Genomic DNA, 21709 nt, shown 5'->3' on the forward strand with positions numbered 1-21709 from the left:
ATCAATCAGGCTTTTTGTTTTAACTGCTCAAGAAGTTTTCCGTGAATACCACCAAAGCCACCGTTACTCATGACTAGAATTTGATCACCTGGTCGCGCACGTTCGACGATCTTGGCTACAAAGTTATCTATATCCGCATCGACAAACGCTGGCTGTGTGCATTGGTCGGCAATGTCTTGCACAGACCACTCGATATTATCTGGCTGGAACAAGAAGACTTCATCTGCACTGTGTAGTGATTCTGCAAGTGTGTTTTTGTGTACGCCACGCTTCATGGTGGCAGAACGCGGCTCTAACACAGCTAGGATGCGTTTTTCACCTACCTTGTTACGCAAACCACCGACAGTAAGTTCAATTGCCGTTGGGTGATGCGCAAAATCATCGTAAACCGTCACACCTTGTTCTTCACCTTTCAGCTCTAAACGGCGCTTGGTATTGATGAAACGCCCTAATGCTTGGCAAGCAAGATCCGGAGTGACTCCAACATGTCGTGCAGCAGCGATTGCCATCAGCGCATTATCCACATTGTGGTCACCCACCAAATTCCATTCGACGGTACCAACCTTCTCGCCTTTCAACGCAACGTCAAATTTTGAGCCATCAAGCACTAATTTGTGCGCTTGCCAGTCGCCATCAACACCTGAAAACTGCTTTTCTGTCCAGCAGCCACGCTCTAATACATCCGCTAACGCTTGATCTTTCCTCGGCGCTAAGATCAATCCATTGCCCGGTACAGTTCGCACTAAATGATGGAATTGGCGCTTGATCGCTTCTAGATCATCGAAGATATCAGCATGATCGAACTCAAGGTTATTCATGATTAAAGTGCGAGGATGGTAATGCACAAACTTAGAACGCTTATCGAAAAAAGCACTGTCATATTCGTCGGCTTCAACGACAAAAAACATGCTTTCACCCAAACGAGCAGACACTCCGAAGTTACCGAGTACCCCACCGACTAAGAAACCCGGTTGATAACCACAATCTTCAAGTATCCAAGCAAGCATGCTCGACGTGGTCGTTTTCCCATGTGTACCCGATACCGCCAATACCCAACGATCATGCAGCAAAAACTCGTTGAGCCACTGCGGGCCAGAGGTGTAACGCATGTTAGTGTTGAGCACATGCTCGACACACGGGTTGCCACGGCTCATCGCGTTACCAATCACCACAAGATCTGGTTGGGGGTCGAGTTGAGACGGGTCAAAGCCTTCAATAATTTCAATACCTTGAGACTCAAGCAGTGTGCTCATTGGCGGATAAACGTTGGCATCAGAACCAGTGACTTTATGTCCTAATTGGCGCGCTAGAATCGCTGCGCCGCCCATAAATGTGCCACAGATACCCAAGATATGAATGTGCATAAACTAAACCTTGTAATGCGTTTTTTAATGCTTTCATTATCGCGATTACCGCCTGAAAAGCGAGTGACTTTAGCCTTCTTCTTGCAGTCCCTTTCACAAATATGACAAGGTTGAACACAGACTGTACAACCTCTTGCTTACTGATGAATCCCTCAAACAAGTCTACAAATAAATTGAGATCTCAAACAGTTACTTCATTACCATTAAAAAGATCTGCGACTTAAACTTACATCCAGCGCAATCGTTTAACATCCATAAAGAGATGCTCACTTGCGCACTACCCCCAATGAAATGAAAATGTAAGGATTAACCATGTCAGGACTGCGCACCCTAGGCGAGTTCATTGTCGAAAAACAAGCGGATTTCCCCCACGCTAGCGGTGATCTATCATCCCTTTTAGCCTCCATTCGTTTAGCTGCAAAAATCGTTAACCGCGAAATCAACGCAGCGGGTCTCGGTGATATCACTGGTGCTGTAGGCACGGAAAATGTCCAAGGTGAAGATCAGCAAAAGCTCGATGTTTACGCGAACGATAAGTTCAAAGCCGCGCTTGAAGCTCGTGACCAAGTGTGTGGCGTTGCCAGTGAAGAAGAAGACGAAGCAGTTGCGTTCAATAAAGAACTCAACCAAAACGCCAAATATGTAGTACTGATGGACCCACTTGATGGTTCTTCTAACATCGATGTGAACGTCTCTGTTGGTACTATCTTCTCGATTTACCGTCGTGTTTCTCCAATCGGTACTCCACCAACTGAAGAAGACTTCCTACAACCTGGTCACAAACAAGTGGCTGCGGGCTACGTAATTTACGGCTCCTCCACCATGTTGGTATACACAACTGGTAACGGTGTAAACGGCTTTACTTACGACCCATCTATCGGCAGCTTCTGTCTTTCTCATGAAAACATGATGATTCCTGATGATGGTAAGATCTACTCCATCAACGAAGGTAATTACATTCGTTTCCCTCAAGGGGTGAAGAAGTACATCAAGTACTGCCAAGAAAACGTGCCAGAAGACGGTCGCCCATACACTTCTCGCTACATTGGCTCGCTGGTTGCTGATTTCCACCGCAACCTACTGAAAGGTGGTATCTACCTTTACCCAAGCACACAAAGCCACCCACAAGGCAAGCTACGCCTGCTTTACGAATGTAACCCTATGGCATTCCTCATTGAGCAAGCTGGGGGCATTGCATCGGACGGCGTGAATCGCATTATGGACATCAAGCCTACTGAGTTGCACCAGCGTGTACCTTTCTTTGTGGGTTCGAAGAACATGGTTCGCAAAGTTGAAGAGTTCCTTGAACTGCACCGCGACGAAGAATAATTTCAGACCTTTGTCCAACGCGGCAGGTGTTTACCTGCCGCGTTTTTGTCGCTAAAGTGAAACGCGAATTTATCATCAGATGAAACCGCTTTTGTGTGACTCATCGTTAATGAAAAGGAATATTCTAATGAGCTTAAACCATGTACCAGCAGGCAAGTCGCTGCCTGAAGATATCTATGTCGTTATCGAAATTCCTGCAAATGCAGATCCAATCAAGTACGAAGTAGATAAAGACTCTGGTGCTGTATTTGTCGACCGTTTCATGTCTGCACCAATGTTCTACCCATGCAACTATGGCTATGTGAACAATACCCTGTCTCTTGATGGCGACCCAGTCGACGTATTGGTACCAACACCATACCCACTCATGCCAGGTTCAGTCATTCGCTGCCGTCCTGTTGGCGTTTTGAAGATGACAGATGAATCGGGTGAAGATGCAAAAGTGTTTGCGGTTCCCCACTCAAAAATCTCGAAAGAGTACGAGCACATCCAAGATGTGGACGATATCCCAGAACTACTGAAAGCGCAGATCACGCAATTCTTTGAGCGTTACAAAGAGCTTGAAGCAGGCAAATGGGTGAAAGTGGATGGTTGGGCAGATGTTGCTGCCGCCAAAGCTGAAATCCTAGAATCTTACGAGCGAGCTCAGAAAAAATAAGTATCACTGCTGATACAAAATTAAAAAGAGCTGCTCTAGGGCAGCTCTTTTGCTTTCATCTTACCTGTGTCAACTAGATAGGTGCGCCTGCTGAAGACATTCGTCCAGCGTCGTAGTCATGTTGAAAGAAGGGGTCAACATCATCACAAATGCCAAAATATGGCCGCCCGATAACACCGAGCATATAAGCACTTTGCTCACAATACTCTTGTTTGCCTTGCTGGTAACCCGCTTGATAAGCCATTATCAGTTCTGGCGTCGCATGATTAACATCATCCAGCTTCGCAATTCGCTCCTCAGATAACTCCCGTAATCCATCTAAAGCTGACTGCTTACCAAACACTTGCCAATCGGTCACATTATTCGAAGTCGGTAGTGTTGTTTGTGCGCATGCAGCAAGAAGCAACGCCATTACTCCAATTACGAATGCTTTCATCGTGACTCCTTAGTGTTTAGCTCGTTGCTATTGATAATGTCAGTATAGCTCACACCTTTTGACACCAATCGCCGGAAGCGATTTCTTCGGTTAATTGCTCAGTATCTTGATATAAGTAGATCCAAGCTTGGCCAAACGGCGTAACGATGCTCTCTCGGCGATATTCCACTGGCACATCTTCTAACCTATCTAGCTCGGATAAGGTTTCATCATCAATCAGATACACTTCACCTTGAATCGAGCGTTGCCCATCAGACAACGCTGGATAAGGGCCTAAGTCATACATTGCAAATTGAGCATCCGTTTCATGTAAACCAAGAAACTGCGCCGAGCGCAAATACTGATGGTTGTACTCTCCCTTGCGTAACGTGCCGTAGACAAAAATCAAATGCTGCATAACCACTCCTTAGTCATGACTGTATATGCTTAGGTTAAAGCACTTTAATCGAACTCAAACTGATAGAGTAGGTCAACGGCGCTATCTACACCAGATACTGCTTCTAAATACAAGTCTTGCATCAATCGGTAACGCACAGTGAACTCACCTAGGGAGTTAAAGATGCCGACACCATATTTCACCTGCAAACCTGGCAGAATATAACCACTCACCGTCACTTGCGAATCATCGCCCGACCCAGCAGTGTCCAGCTGTAAATCTTGTACGCCAAAGGCTTCACCGATTTCACCAACCACACGACCACTCTTCGCCAAGCTTAAACCAATTAAGGTAGTCGTCATTGCATTACCACCGGCTTCACCATCAATATCTTGACCACGAAGTAGATAAGAAAGTGCATTGGCTTGGTTCATCGCGGGCTCTGAGAAAATTTCTATACTCGGATCAGATGCTGGGCCTGACACTTGTACCCCCGCAATGACATCATCTTGGGTATTGTCTGGATTACGAATCGCTTTGATAGACAAGTAAGGTTGATCCGGTGGACCATTCATCAGAATCTTACCTTCTTTAATCAATAAGTCCTGACCAAACGAACGATAAGAACCGTCGACAACATTCACTTCACCAACGATGAAAGGACCTTTGTCTTTTTGTGTCACGTTTAGGTTCCCTTTCAACCCACCTTTTAAACCAAAAGCGGCAAGTTGGAAGTCATCACCAATTTTAATGTTGATGTTCGTTTCCACATCAAACGGCATCGCAGCCACATCGTCCACTGGCTGCAAGTTTTTATCGAGAATAACGGTATCACTCGATACGCCTACCGCACTTGGTGGAAGCTCTTCGACGACAATTCTGCCCCATGGCAAATTAATATCACCCTCAATTTTCGCAAGCTGAGGAGTCACATCTATTGTCATGTCAGGCTCAACTTTGATTTTTACCATTGGGGGCAAATCAACATTGAGCTCTTTAGCAAATACACGCGCTTTAGTGCGCCAGTTCTGTAAGTCCTGCCAGTCGGCATCACCGGTAACGTTCAACTCACCATCCGGGGTTAAAATTCCGGCATCCAAGTCCGCTTGATGACCTTTAAAGTTGATGACGACCTGTCCTGAGTTTATATCTATCGGTGTGACTTCACCCTGTAGCTTCATCTGGTCAATCAAGAACTGGCCGTTCACCTTCGGATGCATGACGTCACCTGATATCGCTAGGTCAGTATTCATGTTTGCTTTAAACAAGCTGTACTCACCAATCAACGGTGCCAAGAAATCCAAGTGGAACGTAGAGAGTGAAACCTTACCATCAATAGTGGGCTTTTCAGACGAGACATTCAGTAAAGAAACCTTACCAGACAAGTCACCGTTATCTTTCACATCAAATAGCCACTCGGCATCAAGCTTGTCTTTCGCTAATGCCGCTTTAAAGTTGAAGCTTTCCCAACCGACTTTAATTGGCTGCTCAAGCGCTTGTTCAACTTGGCCTTTTGGCATATTGACACTTAAGGTTACTTCAGGCTTTTTCTCTGGTGCCCATTTAGCAAAAGCCTGTGCATTAACCGAGCCTTGCAGCTTGGTTTCTGGCGGCAGGAATTGTTTGATTTGGTCAAAATCAAAATCATTGATGGCTAACTTCGCCTGGCCACTCTTACCGACACTAATGTCTTCGGTTAGACATACGCTCGACTCAGCTTGCAACCAACAATGCGCTTGAACGTTCGCGATCTGTTTGTCGATATTGACCTTCACCGCGGTCGATTTTTGCAACGCCCACGGGCCTTGTTGCGAGCTCAGCGTCAAGCGGCGCAGCGCCCCATCCCAAATCATTTCTGGTTTCTGCTGGAATGTCCCTTCAATTTCTAAACTGGTCGACACTAGGTCAGACACTACATCGAGCGTAAGTTGATGCAGTTTTTCATCCCCAGAGACTTCAAGGTCAGCACTATCAACTTTTATGTCGTCATAGGTAATGTTGTTCGCAATAAGGCTTATATTCGCTTTTGGTGCTGGCAGAGGCTTCACATCGCCCTTTAAGGTGATCGTTTCTACGTTCGCCTGTTGCTGCCAGTTAATCTGATTTAAAGCGAGATCAAGATTGATGTTTGGTTCTTTCAAGCTACCACGTAGTGCGACTTTACCTTGCATCTTACCTGCAAGGTCCGGAACACTTTTCGCAAAATCAGGGAAGTTAACCTCAACATCCATCAGAATTTGCTTATCGATCTTACCCTTTGCACTCAGTTGGTTCGGGCCATGAGAAAGCGCTAAACCCTGAGTGGTAAGTTGGATGTCTTCGCCTTTGCCGTTCTTATCAGACGCTTCAAGTTGCCCTTCAACATTCAGCGGATAACCTCGCAAAATGCCGTCAATGTCTAACTTAGGCAAACTGACTTGCCAACCGCCTTGTTCTGTTAACAACCCCGAAGTCGAAAGATTACCGCTGATATCCCCTTCGGCTTCTTTCCACTGCAATCCTGGTTGAATGTTCTTCAGGTTTAAGTCAGCTTGCCAGTTGATTGGCGCGGCCCAATTGGCCATGACTTTCCCAGAGAGTTCGCCCCCTAAGGTTTTCACTACAAGGCTTTCGAGGTCAATTTGCTCTAACGTACCTTTGCCGTTTAGTGCGACATCAACGGCGGGAATATCTTTGCCTGACGCTTTGGTTTCTAATGCGACTTCGTAGCCGTCAAGTGAGCCTTTTGCCGCCAAGCTTGGTACAGAAACCTGGTAATCGCTTTGTCCAAATAGCGGCCATTGCGCTTGTACATTTTTAATCGCGACATCAAACGGTAACTGTGTTTTAAGCGGTTGAATATCACCTTTGATCTCCGCTTGTATAAGCTCAGAAAGCGTAGCATTTAGTGACAAATCACCAACCGAACCCGAGACCGAAAGCGACAGTTTTTGTCCCTTCGCATCCGCTTGCTTCACTAACGCGTCCAATTGCGCTTTGATAGGGTAATCAGAAGAAAGCGTCACTTGTGTGCTCAACTTGCCCTCCACTTCTGGCATGTCGAGCTCTAACGTTTTGACATCAACACGCTCACCGCCTGCTCTTGCAACCAAACCAAGATGATTGACGATCACTGGCGTTTCACCTGCCAGTTTGAAATTGTGAATATCAAGACGACGCGCTTCCACCGTCAGCGGAATCCATACTTCGGGTAACACAATATCTTGCGGCGTAGCATCGGCTTCTTTCGGCTCTTCAACAACCGCTTCAGGTTCAGCTTCACTTGGTGCTAAAGCCACATTAATGTCTTTCAACGCGGTAGGTGCGATCACCAAACGATCGCCTTGCATCGACAAAGCGGTCGAGAACGTTTGCCAATCAATTTGATTGCCCAGCACATTGACATTGATATCATTAAAGCTGACTTTATTAACAAAAATTGGCACTGGCGTACTGATAGAACGCAGTGGTGGTGTTTCCTCTTGCTCCTCGCTTGCTGGCGGTAGCTCAGGCATCTTAAAGTCAAGCCCCTGCAGTCTTAACTCATCGACACAAACCTTAGGGTCAAAGAAACAGCGGAAGTTCACTGCCAAAGCTAAACGCTCGACTTTGGCATCGATATTCAAAGACTCATCGACAAAACTGACGTTATGCAGTTCGAAGCGAGGAAACAATGAACCCTGCACTTTTTCAATCTGCAATTGTGGTAGTGCTTTTTCGGCTCCCCACAAGGCAAATTTGAGGCCTGGGTGGGTAAATAAAACTGTCGCGACAATAATGATGAGCAACAGCAATAGACCAATCAAACTGAGCGACAGCCATTTGGTCCACTTAAACATCATTTTGATCATAGCTCAGGCCCCAATGAGAAGTGGATACGAAACTCTCGTTCTGGTTTTGCATCCAACCCCCATGCAAAATCAAAACTAACAGGGCCCACCGGAGACGCCCAGCGGATACCAACACCAGCACCTGATTTCCAATCTGGTGTTTCATTAAACGCATCACCAATATCGTAAAACGTTGCAGCCCACCAGTTTCCATAAACACGATATTGGTATTCTAATGTACTGCTAACAATGTATTTACCACCCGTCAAAGCACCACTCTCATCCACAGGTGAAATAGATTCATAGCCGTAACCACGAATATTATTGTCACCACCTGCGAAGAAACGCAGCGACGGTGATAGCTTTTCAAGTTCATCGGTAATATTCGCACCACCTTCTAAGCGGAACAAACCACGATGATTCTCTCCAATACCACGAATCCAAGAAGTCGAGCCAATCAAGCGGAGCACTCTAGTTTCAGAAAGCATAGCGGTATCACCATACTCAACAGTGATGCTTTGCTTGTCTCCCCACATTGGCATATTGCCCCCTCGAACCCTAGTCCGAGAAAATGTCGCACCTGGAAGTACGAAGTTGAATTCATCATCTTGTAAACCTTGCGTAAAGCTCTCGTACAAATGACGAACATAAACGGTATTATGCCAACCACCGTCTGCTAACCAATGACGTTCCACTGCAAGGTTAGACTCGATACTCTGCGTGTCACGGTTGTCTAGGTTTTTAAGCCCATATTGAACTTGATAATAATCGTTAGCGACATCTTCTAAAGGAATTTTGTAAGAAGCAGTCACGGTTTGCTCTGGCTTAGATAGGGATAAAGCAGTGTTGAAACTGTGCCCTCGGGAGCTCACCCAAGGTTTCTTCCACTTCAACGTTCCTCGAACGCCGACATCCGTTGAGTAACCAATACCCGTCTCGATCTGATTCTTCGAAGCAGGAGATAAAGACACTTTAATTGGCAAGTCTCGGCCATCATCAAGCCTATCCAATTCAGGCTCAACAAAAACTGAGGAAAACCACTCCGTATTTGATAGCTTCTGGTTAAACTCGCCCAGCTTCGAAACGTTGTATGGGTCCCCTTCTTTAAAAGGTTGTAGTGATGCGACACGGTCTTCCCAGATGTGGTTGCCAATAAAAGAAACGTCGCCAAAATTGAAACGTATTCCACTGCTGTAGTGCAAACGGACATTAGCTTCGTTCAGATCAGGGATAACCTCTAATCGACTTAGCGTAAACTCACCATTGAAGTAACCACGCTGAAGCGCCAAGTTACGAATGCCTGACTTAAGGCTGTCGTATTGGCCTTGATTCAAAACTTGGCCAACTTTGAGCGGAGAGCGCTCAATAAGTTTTGCAAACTCTTCATCGTCCTTGGCCTCTCCAGTGATGACCACATCCATGACTTTCACTTTCACTGGCAAGCCCGGCTTGATGAGCACAATTAACTCATCATTCGCTTCAGGAATAGAGTATGAAATTTTTGCATGATAATACCCAAGCGCGTTAAGCGCTTCAGTGATACTTTGATCTAATCTCGCTTGAAAACGCAGAGAAGTGGAGTAATCCTTCTCTGGAATAGATGATAGATACGCACTGACATTCTCTTCTAAAGCGCCATCAATGCCTTTCAAAGTCAAAGAAACATCGGCATAGGCACCATGAGAAAAGGCAAACAGGCCAACAATGGTGGGGAGAGCTTTTTTTATCATGCTTTTATGGCTGAATGAGGTTAAGTAAACGTAAATAATGATAACGCCAATTAGGTTCTAAGTCTGTAATATTAATAGGTTTAACGCGGTCTATGTCATCACAGCATCAGATACAGACGAAATGAAAAAGTTCGCAAATTTAAGACACGTATTGAAGGACAAATACCATGCTCAACAAACAAACATTGATCAGTATAGAAGATGCCTTGCCAGGTAGAGATCAACCAATGCAGATTGACGATCATCATTTTGTAAATAAATCTAACCTAAAGGCGCCTCTGGCGTCACACCAACAGCAGATTTTGCTCGGAATGGGCTGTTTTTGGGGCGCTGAGCGCGTATTTTGGCAACTCGACGGCGTTGTATCTACTTCGGTCGGTTACGCTGGGGGGTACACACCCAATCCCACCTATGAAGAAGTCTGTACGGGTAAAACGGGTCATACAGAAGTCGTACGAGTCGTTTTCGATGAACGCGTCATCTCATTAGAAAAGCTACTGGCTGTTTTTTGGGAAAAACACGACCCAACTCAGGGAATGCGTCAAGGTAACGACTTAGGTACTCAATATCGTTCTGCAATTTACACTTATTCGACGGAGCAACTCGAGAGCGCAGAGAAATCGAAACTCTTGTATCAGCAAGCACTGCAAGAAGAGCAGCGCGCGAACATCACCACCGAAATACAACCAGCAGGTCCGTATTACTTTGCGGAAACCTACCACCAGCAATATTTGGCGAAAAACCCTGATGGTTACTGTGGCATCGGAGGAACGGGAGTTTGCTTCCCACCAAGCCTCCAAGGATAAACCTAACCAGCAACAAAAAGAGCGACCGATATGGTCGCTCTTTTCTAAATCTAAGTGGGTACCAAGCTAACTAAGCCGATAATGATGCTATCACTTGGTTGACTTCTTTAAAGATGGTGAGCCTTTTATGATCGTTGACGTCAGGTAGTAACACTTTGCCATTGTCGAACTGAAAACAGCCAACCCCAACAATAAAAAATTGACCTTTGAACAACGTTTTAACAAAACGGGCCACTTGTAATGGTCGATATACAGCAAACTCACGTAGCATAACTCACCTCAATTCCTTTGAGAAAACACGGATTGCTTATTTTTCCTCTGCAATCTTAATGCGCAATTTGCGACGGAAATCATTTTAGCAAATTCTAAATATAACGCAAGATTACACCACTCCATACGTTAAATAAATGTTATCACCGGTCCTACAAATTTCTAAGATCTGGATATATACTGGAAGCTTCCAAACCTCGTACGGAATATAACAATATGAAAACTAAGACTCTCCTACCTCTACTACTGGCCTTAACGCCAAGCTTGACCTTTGCACACAACTTGTCAGTGGGTAAAAGCGTTCCTCCTGTCAATGTTGCCGCTTACGGCGAGATTGTTTTACAAGGCGAAGGCGTTGCATACCAACCCTGGGCAACTCAACATATGCAAGGCAAAGTTCGTGTTATTCAAGCCATCGCAGGCCGTAGCAGTTCAAAAGAGATGAATGCCCCTTTAATGTCGGCAATAACAGCGGCAAATTTTCCACAAGAAAGCTACCAGACGACGACTATCATCAACCAAGATGATGCAATTTGGGGGACAGGCTCTTTCGTGAAGTCTTCAGCTCAAGACAGCAAAAAAGAGTTTCCTTGGTCATCCATGGTTCTTGATGAAAATGGCGTAGTTGCTAATACTTGGGACCTGAAAGAAGAAAGCTCGGCCATTATTGTTCAAGACAAAACGGGCAAAGTTCTGTTTGTCAAAGAGGGCGCACTTGAGCAAGATGAGATAACAAAAGTCATTGAGCTTATTAAACAGAACATCTAGCTTCATTGAATGGCTCCTTGTTCCTGTTGTAAGGAGCTATATGAATTTGATTAGAAGCATGGGCAGTGATAACTCTGCTCTTTATAAGTGCGACACTTCCATCAGAGAGTATTACCAATATTTTTCGGCACGTATGTGTTGAGTTAAATTTTTCTGCTAGCCAACAAAAGAGTGAACTTTTATTCATTATGGGTGTTATATTATAACAGTCGGTAAGAGGAGCTCAGATGTACCACCACCAGCAAAAAATACTAAGATATTGGTATCGCACTGCTTTATTTTTCAGTGTTGCGTTGCTGATCGCTTGGAACTTTGCGGTTGTACTTCATCAAGTTGATCTGACGCCCGACCATCATACCCATCATCATTGCCAATTATTTTCTGGTGTTCAGCACGGTATAGCAAAGGTACAACCTACCCTCTCTACACCGACTTTTACGCGCGCCCAGCATCATCATGTTTTTTTGCATCTCGTGTACGGCGAAGAAGTTCTTGGCGCTGCTCGTGCCCCTCCTTATTTTGCTTAATTTCCAAACTATTCCACACTCAAAATTATTGAGTTCATTTCCGCACCTAGTGTGTCAGGGAACAATAACTTAGTGAAACTCGAATCTGAGCAATACCGCCTTTGGTTAATGCCAGTAAAATTAGGAAAAATACAATGTCATCAAAACACGTTTTAGCCCTTGCTATTGGCCTCACTTTATCGACAGCAGCGAATGCAAACGAATACCGCCAGCATGGTGCTCATGTGCATGGTCACGTCGAGTTTAATATCGCCCAAGATGGCAAAGATCTGTTAGTAGAGATCACAGCTCCTGGAGCTGATGTTGTGGGTTTCGAGCATGCTCCAGAAAACGCGCAACAAGAGCAAGCGCTTAAACAAGCCGTCGCTACACTCGAAGACAGCAACGCATTGTTCGCTATTAACTCACAAGCTGATTGTAATATTGAAGAAGCTTACGTGAGCCACAACCTAAGCGAAACTCATGAGGAACATGATCATAGTGAGCACGACCATGATGACCATGCACATCACGATCATGAAGGGCACGAACATCATGATCATAATGATAAACATGACCACCATGACGATCATGATGAGGCGCACGATCATGGCGGTCACGGTGAATTTTCGGTGCAATATCGCTTCAGTTGCGAACAAGTTAATCAGCTTAGCCAAATCCAAACCGATTGGTTTAACCAATTCCCAACTACAGAGTCCATCAGCGTCAATATATTCACTGATACCATGCAATCAGCAATTAAATTAAGCAAAGATAACACCCAAATCGTAATCAAATAACACGAGTGGCGTGTAAGTACCCACTTACACGCCACAGCTTTGGTGATTTAATATGACTGAAACCACACCAAATGTTGTCGAGCTAGAGGATGCCCAATTTTTCTGGCCCGGTTCAACCAACGCAACCATCCGCATCCCCAAATTACACATTACACAAGGCGAGCATGTGTTTATCAAAGGTCCAAGTGGCTGCGGTAAATCGACCTTGCTCGCTTTGTTGACGGGGATTAACACATTAACTTCAGGCTCTCTATCTGTACTCGATACTGACCTTGCTAGTTTAAGTGCCAGTCAGAGAGACCGCTTTCGCGCCAATCATATTGGCTACATCTTTCAACAGTTCAATTTATTGCCGTACCTTAACGTACTTGAAAACGTATTATTGCCATGTCAGTTCAGTAAAATACGACGTGACCGTGCCCATTTAGGTGCCTCATCTCAAACGTTAAATGAACAGGCTCAGGCCCTACTAGAACGACTGCACTTGCCAAACGAGCTTCATACACGCCCTGTCTCTGAATTGAGTATTGGTCAACAACAACGTGTGGCTGCGGCTCGAGCTCTGATAGGACATCCAGAGTTAGTGATCGCTGACGAACCAACCTCAGCTTTAGACTATGACAATCGTAAAGCATTTATTGAGCTCCTTATGGAGCAAGCGAATCAAGCCAATGCCACACTGGTATTCGTTAGCCACGACCCAACACTCGAACCCTTATTCGATCGCACGCTCAATCTACCCGACATTAATCAAGTATCTAGCCTAGGAGCCATATCATGAGTGCTGTTGTAAAGCTCGCCTGGAAAAGCTTGATGAACCGCAAAGCGACGGCAATTCTAACCATCATGACCGTTGCGATTTCAGTGGTACTCCTCTTGGGCGTCGAGCGTATCCGAACTCAAGCCAAGGATAGCTTCGCCAATACAATTTCAGGCACAGACCTCATTATTGGTGGACGCTCTGGGCAAGTGAACCTATTGCTCTATTCTGTGTTTCGTATTGGTAATGCGACCAACAACATCGATTGGAAAAGCTACCAAGAGTTTGCCAATCATCGTTCAGTCGATTGGGCTATTCCAATCTCGCTTGGCGACTCGCATAAAGGCTTCCGAGTTATGGGAACCAATCACAGTTACTTTGAGCATTACAAGTTTGGAAGTAAGCAACCACTAACATTTGGCAAGGGTAGAGAATTCAATGGTTTATTTGAAACCGTGCTAGGTTCTGATGTCGCTAAACAACTTGGTTATGATATCGGTAGCGAAATCATCATTGCCCACGGCATTAGCGACGTTGGCTTTAGCCGTCATGACAATCTGCCATTTAAAGTTGTCGGTATCCTTGCACCTACAGGAACACCAGTCGACAAAACTGTCCATGTATCATTGGAAGCCATCGAAGCCATTCACGTCGGATGGGAAAGTGGTGCGCGTTTGGGCCCGACACCCAAGGCACAAGATCTCAAAAACAGAGACTTTCAGCCCAAACAAATTACCGCTATGCTCGTTGGTTTGAAATCTCGTATTCAAACTTTCGCCCTGCAAAGACAAATTAACACCTACCCCAAAGAGCCGCTCAGCGCCATTATGCCCGGCGTTGCGTTGCATGAGTTATGGGGAATGATGTCGGTTGCAGAGCAAGCCCTAATGGCAGTATCTGGTTTTGTCGTGATCGCAGGGTTGTTAGGTATGTTAAGCAGTCTATTAACTAGCCTACAGGAACGCCGCCGTGAAATGGCGATTTTGCGTGCCATGGGAGCAAGGCCTCGTCATGTTTTCTCACTCTTAATTAGTGAAGCCAGCTTGCTTACTGCTGCTGGTATTATTACTGGCGTTACTGGGCTGTATGCCATTCTTGCTATCGCGCAGCCGATCATCCAACAGCACTATGGAATACATCTCACCTTAAGCATCTTATCTACTTATGAGTGGATGCTATTAGGTTTCGTACAATGCGCTGGTATTGTGATTGGTTTCATTCCCGCACTCCGCGCCTACCGACAGTCACTGAGTGACGGAATGACAATAAGGATTTAATAAAATGTGGAAAAAAATACTCGCAAGTTGCTTGCTGGTCGTCGCATTCACAGCGCCTGTTATGGCCAGCGAAGAACCATTAAAGCTTGACTGGATTGACCTTGTTCCAGAAAAAGAGCGTAAATTGTTCGACAGTATAGGCATGCCCGCATCTGATCACAGTGGTGGCGCAGCCCAGCAGTCCAAGATTGGTAACGTTCGACCAGAACTGAACGGAAGCCAAGTTAAAATTCCGGGGTTTGTTATCCCACTTGAAGGTGATGCCGATACCGTCACCGAATTTTTATTGGTGCCATATTTTGGAGCTTGTATTCACGTGCCACCACCGCCTCCAAACCAGATCATTTACGTGAAGTTTCCGAAAGGCGCGCCTGTTCAAGAGTTGTGGGATGTTATATATGTGGTTGGAACGTTGAAAACCGAGACGATAAACCACGAACTGGCAGAAACGGCTTACGTTATTGAGGGATCAGAAATAGAAGCCTACGACGATATGTAATTTAAGTCGTCGATAAGCCTCGCTACACCTAAGGCGTCACACTGGCGCCTTTTTTAGCTTTGTGCTACACGATATAACGAGATAAATACGCTAATACGCCCACATAAATAACCAAAAGAAACGCTATCGACAGGTGCTTTTTGAGTTTACCTGCTTCTGAGAACTTCATAGCCCCTCCAAAATAACGATAACAATTTTAACAACTCATTATCATTTTGAATAGCCCTATTCGTTCAAAAACTGAGAACTCCTGTCTGGTCGCTTGGTCAGATAAGGTGTAAATTTAAACGTGCGAACCACGCAGTTCTTGGTAGGAAAACGAATGGCAGACCCGACAAAGCAACCTGTTGTCATCGAACATCAGTCAGACACAAAAAAAAATACGCAACAAGAAAAGAAACAAGGCTACATAAAAGACAGTGCTAGTAAGGTAAAAACCATAGCCCAAATACACGGTCTTGACGCCTTACTGCAAACCGAACCGCCAGCCAAATCTGCGTTTGAAAGAGCCCAATTGCGAGAGCAACGACGCCAAGAACAGCGACAAAAAAACTTAGAACAGATTTTAAAATTAGCGCACAGTTCATGCCGAGATGAGACAGCGGGAGAGCCAGACCAAGATTGGTTGCATCGATTTTTTGAGATGGCTCAAGACATCCATAACAGCGCGATGCAAAAGCTATGGGCTCAAGTGATGAAGCGTGAAGTGACCAATCCGGGCTCAACATCCATGAAAGCGTTGAAAACCCTCAAAGATATGTCACCAAAGGAAGCACAAACTCTGCAAAGAGCCGCCTCTTTAGCGTGCAGTTTTGGAGGGGATCACAGCAGAAAACTGTTGATTGGTTACAAAGCGCAAGGAGGCATATTTAGCTTCGGCAAGCGAGACGTCGCCAACAGCCTAAATATGGGAAGTTTTCAACTGCCGTATTCAAGCTTGTTGCTCTTAATTGAATTAGGGCTGCTGCACAGTGCCGAACTTGAATCTGGCGAAATTAGTATCGAGACACCGTTGGTCCTCACCTACCAAGGTAAAAACTTGTCACTGAACGTAAACAGTAAAGGTGTCCGCCTTTTATATTACCGCTTCACACCCACAGGTAATGAGCTCTGTACCTTGCTCGGAAACAAACCACATGCCGAATACTACGATCAAATGCTTGCACTGTTAAATCATAGATTTAGTGTCCATAGTGAAGCTAAAAGTACGGTTCATCATACCGTCTAGCCAGCTTGAGAAGCATTTGATCACCTATGATCCAAATACTTCTCAAGCAGCTCAAAGAGCTTTAGGTCACCTATGATCTAAATGCTTTTTTATCGGATCACACCGCGTTGTTTAAGATCGATTAAGCACAAATCCACCAGCTCATCGACACTCTTTTCTCCCGCGGGCAAATCGATTTCAGGGTTCTCTGGCGCTTGATATTCCGAATCAATACCAGTGAAATTAGGAATCTCTCCCGCACGGGCTTTACGGTATAAACCCTTAGGATCTCGACCTTCGCAAACCTCTAGAGATGCATTGACATACACTTCGATAAACTCGCCTTCTGGCAATAAATCGCGCACTAACTTCCGCTCTGCACGATGCGGTGAAATAAACGCCGACAGAACAATTAAACCCGCATCTGCCATCAACTTCGCCAGTTCACCAATGCGACGAATGTTCTCGCGACGGTCCTGTTCAGAAAAACCTAAATCGCTACACAAACCATGCCGTACATTGTCACCATCCAATAAATAGGTGTGGTAACCCAATGCTGCAAGGCGATTTTCCAACGCACCTGCTACGGTTGATTTACCCGCTCCAGATAAGCCGGTAAACCACAATACGGCAGGTTTTTGCTTCTTTAATTCAGCACGAAACTGTTTATCAACCGAATGCTGGTGCCAAACAATGTTTTCATCTTTTACCGTCGTTTCGGCAGTCATAACGTATCCTTGTAAATATCGGAATTAAAACGGGAAAAAGACCGGGATCAAAGTAAGTACTAATACAGAGTACACAATCGAAATTGGCACTCCAATTCTCACGTAGTCGGTCAATTTGTAATTTCCTACGCTGTACACCAGCAGGTTAGTTTGGTAACCGTAGGGAGAGATAAAGCTCGCACTCGCGCCGAACAAAACCGCCATGATGAATGGCATCGGATCCACGCCATAACCCACCGCCATACTATAGCCGATAGGAAAAGAAAGCGCAGCCGCGGCATTGTTTGTCACCAATTCAGTGAGTACCAATGTCATGATATAAGTCGCCACCAAGGCACCAAATACTCCCCAGCCATTAAACGCTTCAATAAACATCACTCCCATTCTTTCTGACAATCCAGAAGAGATCATCAGTTGAGCAATAGACAAAGCGGAACCTACAATCACGACGATATCGATCGGAAAACGGCGGCGCAGTTCTGAAATCTGCACAATACCAAACGCAATAAGCGCGATAAGGTACGCAGCTAGACCTTTAATAATCGGTACTAACTCTAATAGAGCGCATCCAATTACGGCTGCAAAGCCCAGTAATACAATGGAAGACTTATTCGTATCAAGCCGAGCGCTAGAGTCCAAGTCATGCACTAAAACAAACTCTTTACGATGAGCTCGGCGTTCAGACTCAAAACGCTTGCCTGGAACCAGAACTAACGTGTCCCCAGGCGCTAAGGTAATGCTACCCAAGCCACCTTCTAGGCGTTCGTGGCCTCGGCGAATCGCCACAACAACGGCATCGAATCGGTCGCGGAATCGGCTCTCTTTGAGGGTTTTGTAGCAAAACGTCGCCGACGAGCTCACCACAACTTCGATAAAGTTTTGCCCATTTAAGTGCTGCTGACCAAACAACTTGAGGCCCGGAATTTCTTGCAGGGTCGCGACGCTCTCAACATCGCCACAAAATAACAGGCGGTCTTTTGCATTGAGCACAAAATCCGGTCCCACAGAAGAAACAGTAACACCATCGCGCACCACTTCTGCAAGAAACAGTTTGCGCAGCGCACGTAAATTATTCTCGCTGATCGTACGCCCAACTAGCGGTGAGCCTGGCTCAACGCGAGACTCAAGAAAGTAAGGTAAATCTTCTTGGTTTTGATCATCATAATTCGGTAGCAAGTAGCTCAGTGGGATAAGAATCAGCATCCCTCCCACCAGCACAGCCAAACCTATCATCGTAGGTGTAAAAAAACTCAGGCTCGGTAAGCCTGCGTCTTCGACAAAGCTGTTGATGATTAAGTTAGTCGACGTACCAATCAAAGTTAACGTGCCACCAAAAATGGCGGCGTAAGACAAGGGAATAAGTAATTTCGAAGGTGCATGTTGCTGATTACGCTTAATCGCCCCAATCAATGAGACAACCACAGCGGTATTATTCGTAAATGAAGAAAGCAAGGCGGTCGACACACCGAGCTTAGCAATCACGCTGCCTAACTGGCCCTCAGAGATACTTCGGCTCACCCAACTGATCAGCAGTGTTTTTTCTAGAGCACAGGATGCAAGAATCAATAGAACCAGAGTTAACAATGAAGAGTTGGTAAAATTGGATGCGATAGTGGCTGAATCCATCATCCCAGCCATGAATGCAATAAAAGCGGCACCCGCAAAGACATAACTAGGCTTAATTTTCGTGACAAGCAAGCAAGTGATAATGCCAAGCAAAATCGCTAACACAAACCCTTGTTCCCACATAGCCTTTCCTTACCAAATAGCCCTAAAGGGCACAACAACGACTCATTTATCCATGAATCACCGACAAACGAGCAAACAGACAAAAATCAGCGCAAGCGAAAAGAACATCAGAATGCTCGGTTTTCTTGGGCTCCACCGAAGCATTCTGGTATTAGGAGAATACCTAACGACATTTCGCAATTCAGTTAGGTAGCGACGCCCCAAGTACAACAGCAGACAGAGCCTGAAATTATCGTACTTGGGTAAGCCAGTTACTTTTTCAGAAACTGGCTGACGTCTTTTGCTTCCCAGTGTGGGAAGTGTTTACGGACAAGCGCATTAAGCTCAACTTCAAACGCAGAGATGTCCGTCAAATCGCGCTCAACCACGGCGAGGCTCTCTTTAACCATGCCAGCACCAACCGTCACGTTTGTCAGACGATCGATAATGATAAAGCCACCGGTATCTGCACAGTCTTGATAATTGTCCAGCGCGACTGACTCATTAAGAGACCATTCACACAAACCAATACCATTCAATGGCAGCTCTGCCGAGCTATGAGTCGAGAGATTATTAATGTCATATTGATGACGAATCGCTTCAACATGACCTACGGTTTTCTTACCTGCGATTTTGATGTCATAGTCACGACCCGGTTGCAGGGGTTGCTCTGTCATCCACACCACATCGGCAAGCAAATGGTTTGTGGTTTCCACTTGAGCATTATCTAGAACAATCAAATCTCCACGGCTAATATCGATCTCATCGCTTAGCGTCAGAGTGACAGCTAATCCGGCACGAGCTTCTTCAATATCACCATCAAATGTCACAATACGTGCCACAGTTGACGTTTTACCCGATGGCAATGCTTTAATGGCATCACCGACTTTGATCGAACCAGAAGAAATGGTCCCCGCAAAGCCACGGAAATCGAGGTTAGGACGATTAACGTATTGCACAGGGAAGCGGAACTCACCCGCGCCTTTTTCTTGATCCACATCGACCGTTTCAAGAAGCTCAAGCAATGATGGGCCTTTAAACCAAGTCAGGTTTTGGCCTTTATCCACCACATTGTCCCCTTCAAGCGCTGAGATCGGGATGATTTGAATATCAATATCCCCTGTCAGATTCTCAGAGAACTTCAGATACTCGTCGCGGATCTCTTCAAAGCGCTCTTGGGAGTAATCCACTAAGTCCATCTTGTTGATCGCCACAACAAAGTGCTTCAAACCCAACAGGTTGGAAATGAAAGAGTGACGACGAGTTTGATCGAGAATGCCCTTACGTGCATCAACTAGAATCACAGCTAAGTCACATGTCGATGCACCTGTAGCCATGTTACGTGTGTACTGCTCGTGTCCAGGAGTATCTGCAATGATGAATTTACGTTTCTGCGTCGAGAAATAGCGGTAAGCCACATCAATCGTGATCCCCTGCTCGCGCTCAGCTTGTAAGCCATCGACCAACAACGCAAGGTCAGGCTTTTCACCCGTGGTACCCACACGTTGGCTGTCTGAGTGCACTGCCGCTAGCTGATCTTCATAAATTTGTTTTGAGTCATGGAGTAAGCGACCGATTAATGTACTTTTACCGTCATCCACCGAGCCACAAGTCAAGAATCTAAGTAACGACTTGTACTGGTGTTGTGTTAAATAGCCTTCGATACCAAGCTCGGCTAATTGAGCTTCAACTGCACTGTTCATTATCTTTCCTTAGATCCTTTAGAAGTAACCTTGACGTTTCTTAAGCTCCATCGATCCTGACTGATCGTGGTCGATCGCTCGGCCTTGGCGCTCACTCGACGTTGCCACCAGCATTTCTTCAATAATGCCAGTTAAAGTGTTCGCTTCAGACTCGATGGCCCCGGTCAATGGATAACAACCAAGGGTACGGAAGCGCACACTCTTCTCTTCAATCACTTCACCCGGTTGAAGCTCCATACGATCATCATCAACCATGATCAGCATGCCATCGCGTTCAACAACTGGGCGTTTGTCCGCGAGGTAAAGCGGCACGATCTCGATGTTTTCTAAATAGATGTATTGCCAGATATCAAGCTCAGTCCAGTTAGACAGTGGGAATACACGAATGCTCTCACCCTTATTAACCTGACCGTTGTACGTCTTCCATAGCTCAGGACGTTGGTTTTTAGGGTCCCATGTATGGTTCTTATCGCGGAATGAATACACGCGCTCTTTCGCCCGTGATTTCTCTTCGTCGCGGCGCGCACCACCAAAGGCAGCATCAAAACCGTACTTGTTCAGCGCTTGTTTTAAGCCTTGAGTCTTCATGATGTCAGTGTGCTTAGAAGAACCATGAACAAACGGGCTACAGCCCATGGCTAGACCTTCTGGATTCTTATGTACCAAAAGCTCAAAACCGTATTTGGCCGCGGTGCGATCACGAAATTCAATCATCTCGCGGAACTTCCAATCGGTGTCAACATGCAGCAATGGAAATGGAATCTTACCTGGGTAAAAAGCTTTACGCGCAAGGTGCAGCATCACTGATGAGTCTTTACCAATCGAATACATCATGACTGGGTTATCAAACTCAGCCGCAACTTCACGGATGATGTGGATACTCTCCGCTTCGAGTTGTTTAAGGTGAGTTAAACGTTGTTGGTCCATGTTTTGTATTTCCTTTTTAAGCTTGAAG

General features: G+C 45.6%; 20 protein-coding genes. 10 read left to right on the top strand and 10 right to left on the bottom strand.

The window, feature by feature from the left end:
* Window positions 1-5: 5 nt before the first annotated feature.
* On the bottom strand, window positions 6-1364 hold the full coding sequence (mpl, locus tag R7P64_RS13520) for a UDP-N-acetylmuramate:L-alanyl-gamma-D-glutamyl-meso-diaminopimelate ligase (protein ID WP_213968492.1): 1359 nt from the start codon (window positions 1362-1364) through the stop codon (window positions 6-8).
* Window positions 1365-1676: 312 nt separating this feature from the next.
* Here mpl and fbp point away from each other — a divergent pair, with 312 nt between their 5' ends.
* Both fbp and ppa read left to right on the top strand, forming a co-directional pair.
* Window positions 1677-2693, top strand: a complete 1017-nt coding sequence (gene fbp, locus R7P64_RS13525; protein WP_005383114.1) for a class 1 fructose-bisphosphatase — start codon at window positions 1677-1679, stop codon at window positions 2691-2693.
* Window positions 2694-2820: 127 nt separating this feature from the next.
* A complete protein-coding gene (gene ppa, locus R7P64_RS13530) occupies window positions 2821-3351 on the top strand; it encodes an inorganic diphosphatase (RefSeq protein ID WP_005379635.1) in 531 nt (176 codons plus the stop codon).
* Between the two features lie 73 nt (window positions 3352-3424).
* Here ppa and R7P64_RS13535 read toward each other — a convergent pair whose 3' ends face one another.
* Genes R7P64_RS13535 through R7P64_RS13550 form a run of 4 tightly spaced genes read right to left on the bottom strand, consistent with a single transcriptional unit; the run spans window position 3425 to window position 9702 of the window.
* Window positions 3425-3787 carry a DUF2799 domain-containing protein gene (locus R7P64_RS13535; protein WP_017633454.1) on the bottom strand — a complete coding sequence of 121 codons (363 nt, stop codon included), beginning with the start codon at window positions 3785-3787 and terminating at the stop codon, window positions 3425-3427.
* 49 nt (window positions 3788-3836) lie between these two features.
* A complete protein-coding gene (locus R7P64_RS13540) occupies window positions 3837-4184 on the bottom strand; it encodes a gamma-glutamylcyclotransferase (RefSeq protein WP_033906019.1) in 348 nt (115 codons plus the stop codon).
* A 44-nt stretch (window positions 4185-4228) separates the two neighbouring features.
* Entirely contained in the window at window positions 4229-7993 is a 3765-nt protein-coding gene (locus R7P64_RS13545) for a translocation/assembly module TamB domain-containing protein (protein WP_213898416.1), read from the bottom strand.
* Entirely contained in the window at window positions 7990-9702 is a 1713-nt protein-coding gene (locus tag R7P64_RS13550; RefSeq protein ID WP_064353584.1) for an autotransporter assembly complex protein TamA, read from the bottom strand. The genes R7P64_RS13545 and R7P64_RS13550 overlap by 4 nt, the downstream gene beginning before the upstream one ends.
* Window positions 9703-9869: 167 nt before the next feature.
* Here R7P64_RS13550 and msrA point away from each other — a divergent pair, with 167 nt between their 5' ends.
* A complete protein-coding gene (gene msrA, locus R7P64_RS13555; RefSeq protein WP_005379620.1) occupies window positions 9870-10508 on the top strand; it encodes a peptide-methionine (S)-S-oxide reductase MsrA in 639 nt (212 codons plus the stop codon).
* A 70-nt stretch (window positions 10509-10578) separates the two neighbouring features.
* On the opposite strand, the gene R7P64_RS13560 is transcribed toward msrA, so the two are convergent.
* Entirely contained in the window at window positions 10579-10779 is a 201-nt protein-coding gene (locus R7P64_RS13560; protein WP_005379612.1) for a DUF1107 domain-containing protein, read from the bottom strand.
* A gap of 215 nt (window positions 10780-10994) precedes the next feature.
* On the opposite strand from R7P64_RS13560, the gene R7P64_RS13565 reads away from it, so the two are divergent.
* The 7 genes from R7P64_RS13565 to R7P64_RS13595 all read left to right on the top strand — a co-directional run bounded on the left by R7P64_RS13565 (window position 10995) and on the right by R7P64_RS13595 (window position 16616).
* Window positions 10995-11546 carry a YtfJ family protein gene (locus tag R7P64_RS13565; protein ID WP_005383122.1) on the top strand — a complete coding sequence of 184 codons (552 nt, stop codon included), beginning with the start codon at window positions 10995-10997 and terminating at the stop codon, window positions 11544-11546.
* Window positions 11547-11773: 227 nt separating this feature from the next.
* Entirely contained in the window at window positions 11774-12073 is a 300-nt protein-coding gene (locus R7P64_RS13570) for a DUF2607 family protein (RefSeq protein ID WP_080996158.1), read from the top strand.
* A 134-nt stretch (window positions 12074-12207) separates the two neighbouring features.
* Window positions 12208-12852 (top strand): zinc uptake protein ZrgA, encoded by a 645-nt coding sequence (gene zrgA / locus R7P64_RS13575; RefSeq protein WP_053349701.1) that lies wholly within the window; start codon window positions 12208-12210, stop codon window positions 12850-12852.
* 52 nt (window positions 12853-12904) lie between these two features.
* On the top strand, window positions 12905-13633 hold the full coding sequence (locus R7P64_RS13580) for an ABC transporter ATP-binding protein (protein ID WP_053349702.1): 729 nt from the start codon (window positions 12905-12907) through the stop codon (window positions 13631-13633).
* The gene (locus R7P64_RS13585) at window positions 13630-14889 is read left to right on the top strand and encodes an ABC transporter permease (RefSeq protein ID WP_053306844.1); all 1260 of its coding nucleotides are present in this window, start codon (window positions 13630-13632) and stop codon (window positions 14887-14889) included. Before R7P64_RS13580 ends, R7P64_RS13585 begins: the two co-directional genes overlap by 4 nt.
* A gap of 4 nt (window positions 14890-14893) precedes the next feature.
* Entirely contained in the window at window positions 14894-15388 is a 495-nt protein-coding gene (locus tag R7P64_RS13590; RefSeq protein WP_005379600.1) for a DUF3299 domain-containing protein, read from the top strand.
* Between the two features lie 322 nt (window positions 15389-15710).
* Complete coding sequence (locus R7P64_RS13595; protein WP_005379599.1) at window positions 15711-16616, top strand: TIGR03899 family protein; 906 nt, start codon at window positions 15711-15713, stop codon at window positions 16614-16616.
* Window positions 16617-16705: 89 nt separating this feature from the next.
* Here the strand turns inward: R7P64_RS13595 and cysC are convergent, their stop codons facing one another.
* The 4 genes from cysC to cysD form a co-directional block, all read right to left on the bottom strand.
* Entirely contained in the window at window positions 16706-17323 is a 618-nt protein-coding gene (cysC, locus tag R7P64_RS13600; RefSeq protein WP_005379598.1) for an adenylyl-sulfate kinase, read from the bottom strand.
* Between the two features lie 24 nt (window positions 17324-17347).
* On the bottom strand, window positions 17348-19072 hold the full coding sequence (locus R7P64_RS13605) for an SLC13 family permease (protein ID WP_005379596.1): 1725 nt from the start codon (window positions 19070-19072) through the stop codon (window positions 17348-17350).
* Between the two features lie 251 nt (window positions 19073-19323).
* Window positions 19324-20754, bottom strand: a complete 1431-nt coding sequence (cysN, locus tag R7P64_RS13610) for a sulfate adenylyltransferase subunit CysN (protein ID WP_017633444.1) — start codon at window positions 20752-20754, stop codon at window positions 19324-19326.
* 18 nt (window positions 20755-20772) lie between these two features.
* Complete coding sequence (cysD, locus tag R7P64_RS13615) at window positions 20773-21681, bottom strand: sulfate adenylyltransferase subunit CysD (RefSeq protein ID WP_005379592.1); 909 nt, start codon at window positions 21679-21681, stop codon at window positions 20773-20775.
* Between the last annotated feature and the right edge of the window lie 28 nt (window positions 21682-21709).

The organism is Vibrio sp. 2304 (assembly GCF_033339475.1).
Lineage (GTDB): Bacteria > Pseudomonadota > Gammaproteobacteria > Enterobacterales > Vibrionaceae > Vibrio > Vibrio alginolyticus.

Excerpts from the sequence above, each read along its gene's own strand:
- fbp (WP_005383114.1), top strand. The coding sequence starts at position 1,677 with ATGTCAGGACTGCGCACCCTAGGCGAGTTCATTGTCGAAAAACAAGCG.
- R7P64_RS13605 (WP_005379596.1), bottom strand. The coding sequence starts at position 19,072 with ATGTGGGAACAAGGGTTTGTGTTAGCGATTTTGCTTGGCATTATCACT.
- R7P64_RS13570 (WP_080996158.1), top strand. The coding sequence starts at position 11,774 with ATGTACCACCACCAGCAAAAAATACTAAGATATTGGTATCGCACTGCT.
- msrA (WP_005379620.1), top strand. The coding sequence starts at position 9,870 with ATGCTCAACAAACAAACATTGATCAGTATAGAAGATGCCTTGCCAGGT.
- R7P64_RS13585 (WP_053306844.1), top strand. The coding sequence starts at position 13,630 with ATGAGTGCTGTTGTAAAGCTCGCCTGGAAAAGCTTGATGAACCGCAAA.
- R7P64_RS13595 (WP_005379599.1), top strand. The coding sequence starts at position 15,711 with ATGGCAGACCCGACAAAGCAACCTGTTGTCATCGAACATCAGTCAGAC.
- R7P64_RS13560 (WP_005379612.1), bottom strand. The coding sequence starts at position 10,779 with ATGCTACGTGAGTTTGCTGTATATCGACCATTACAAGTGGCCCGTTTT.
- cysC (WP_005379598.1), bottom strand. The coding sequence starts at position 17,323 with ATGACTGCCGAAACGACGGTAAAAGATGAAAACATTGTTTGGCACCAG.
- R7P64_RS13550 (WP_064353584.1), bottom strand. The coding sequence starts at position 9,702 with ATGATAAAAAAAGCTCTCCCCACCATTGTTGGCCTGTTTGCCTTTTCT.
- R7P64_RS13545 (WP_213898416.1), bottom strand. The coding sequence starts at position 7,993 with ATGATCAAAATGATGTTTAAGTGGACCAAATGGCTGTCGCTCAGTTTG.
- cysN (WP_017633444.1), bottom strand. The coding sequence starts at position 20,754 with ATGAACAGTGCAGTTGAAGCTCAATTAGCCGAGCTTGGTATCGAAGGC.
- mpl (WP_213968492.1), bottom strand. The coding sequence starts at position 1,364 with ATGCACATTCATATCTTGGGTATCTGTGGCACATTTATGGGCGGCGCA.
- R7P64_RS13580 (WP_053349702.1), top strand. The coding sequence starts at position 12,905 with ATGACTGAAACCACACCAAATGTTGTCGAGCTAGAGGATGCCCAATTT.
- cysD (WP_005379592.1), bottom strand. The coding sequence starts at position 21,681 with ATGGACCAACAACGTTTAACTCACCTTAAACAACTCGAAGCGGAGAGT.
- R7P64_RS13540 (WP_033906019.1), bottom strand. The coding sequence starts at position 4,184 with ATGCAGCATTTGATTTTTGTCTACGGCACGTTACGCAAGGGAGAGTAC.
- R7P64_RS13590 (WP_005379600.1), top strand. The coding sequence starts at position 14,894 with ATGTGGAAAAAAATACTCGCAAGTTGCTTGCTGGTCGTCGCATTCACA.
- R7P64_RS13535 (WP_017633454.1), bottom strand. The coding sequence starts at position 3,787 with ATGAAAGCATTCGTAATTGGAGTAATGGCGTTGCTTCTTGCTGCATGC.
- ppa (WP_005379635.1), top strand. The coding sequence starts at position 2,821 with ATGAGCTTAAACCATGTACCAGCAGGCAAGTCGCTGCCTGAAGATATC.
- R7P64_RS13565 (WP_005383122.1), top strand. The coding sequence starts at position 10,995 with ATGAAAACTAAGACTCTCCTACCTCTACTACTGGCCTTAACGCCAAGC.
- zrgA (WP_053349701.1), top strand. The coding sequence starts at position 12,208 with ATGTCATCAAAACACGTTTTAGCCCTTGCTATTGGCCTCACTTTATCG.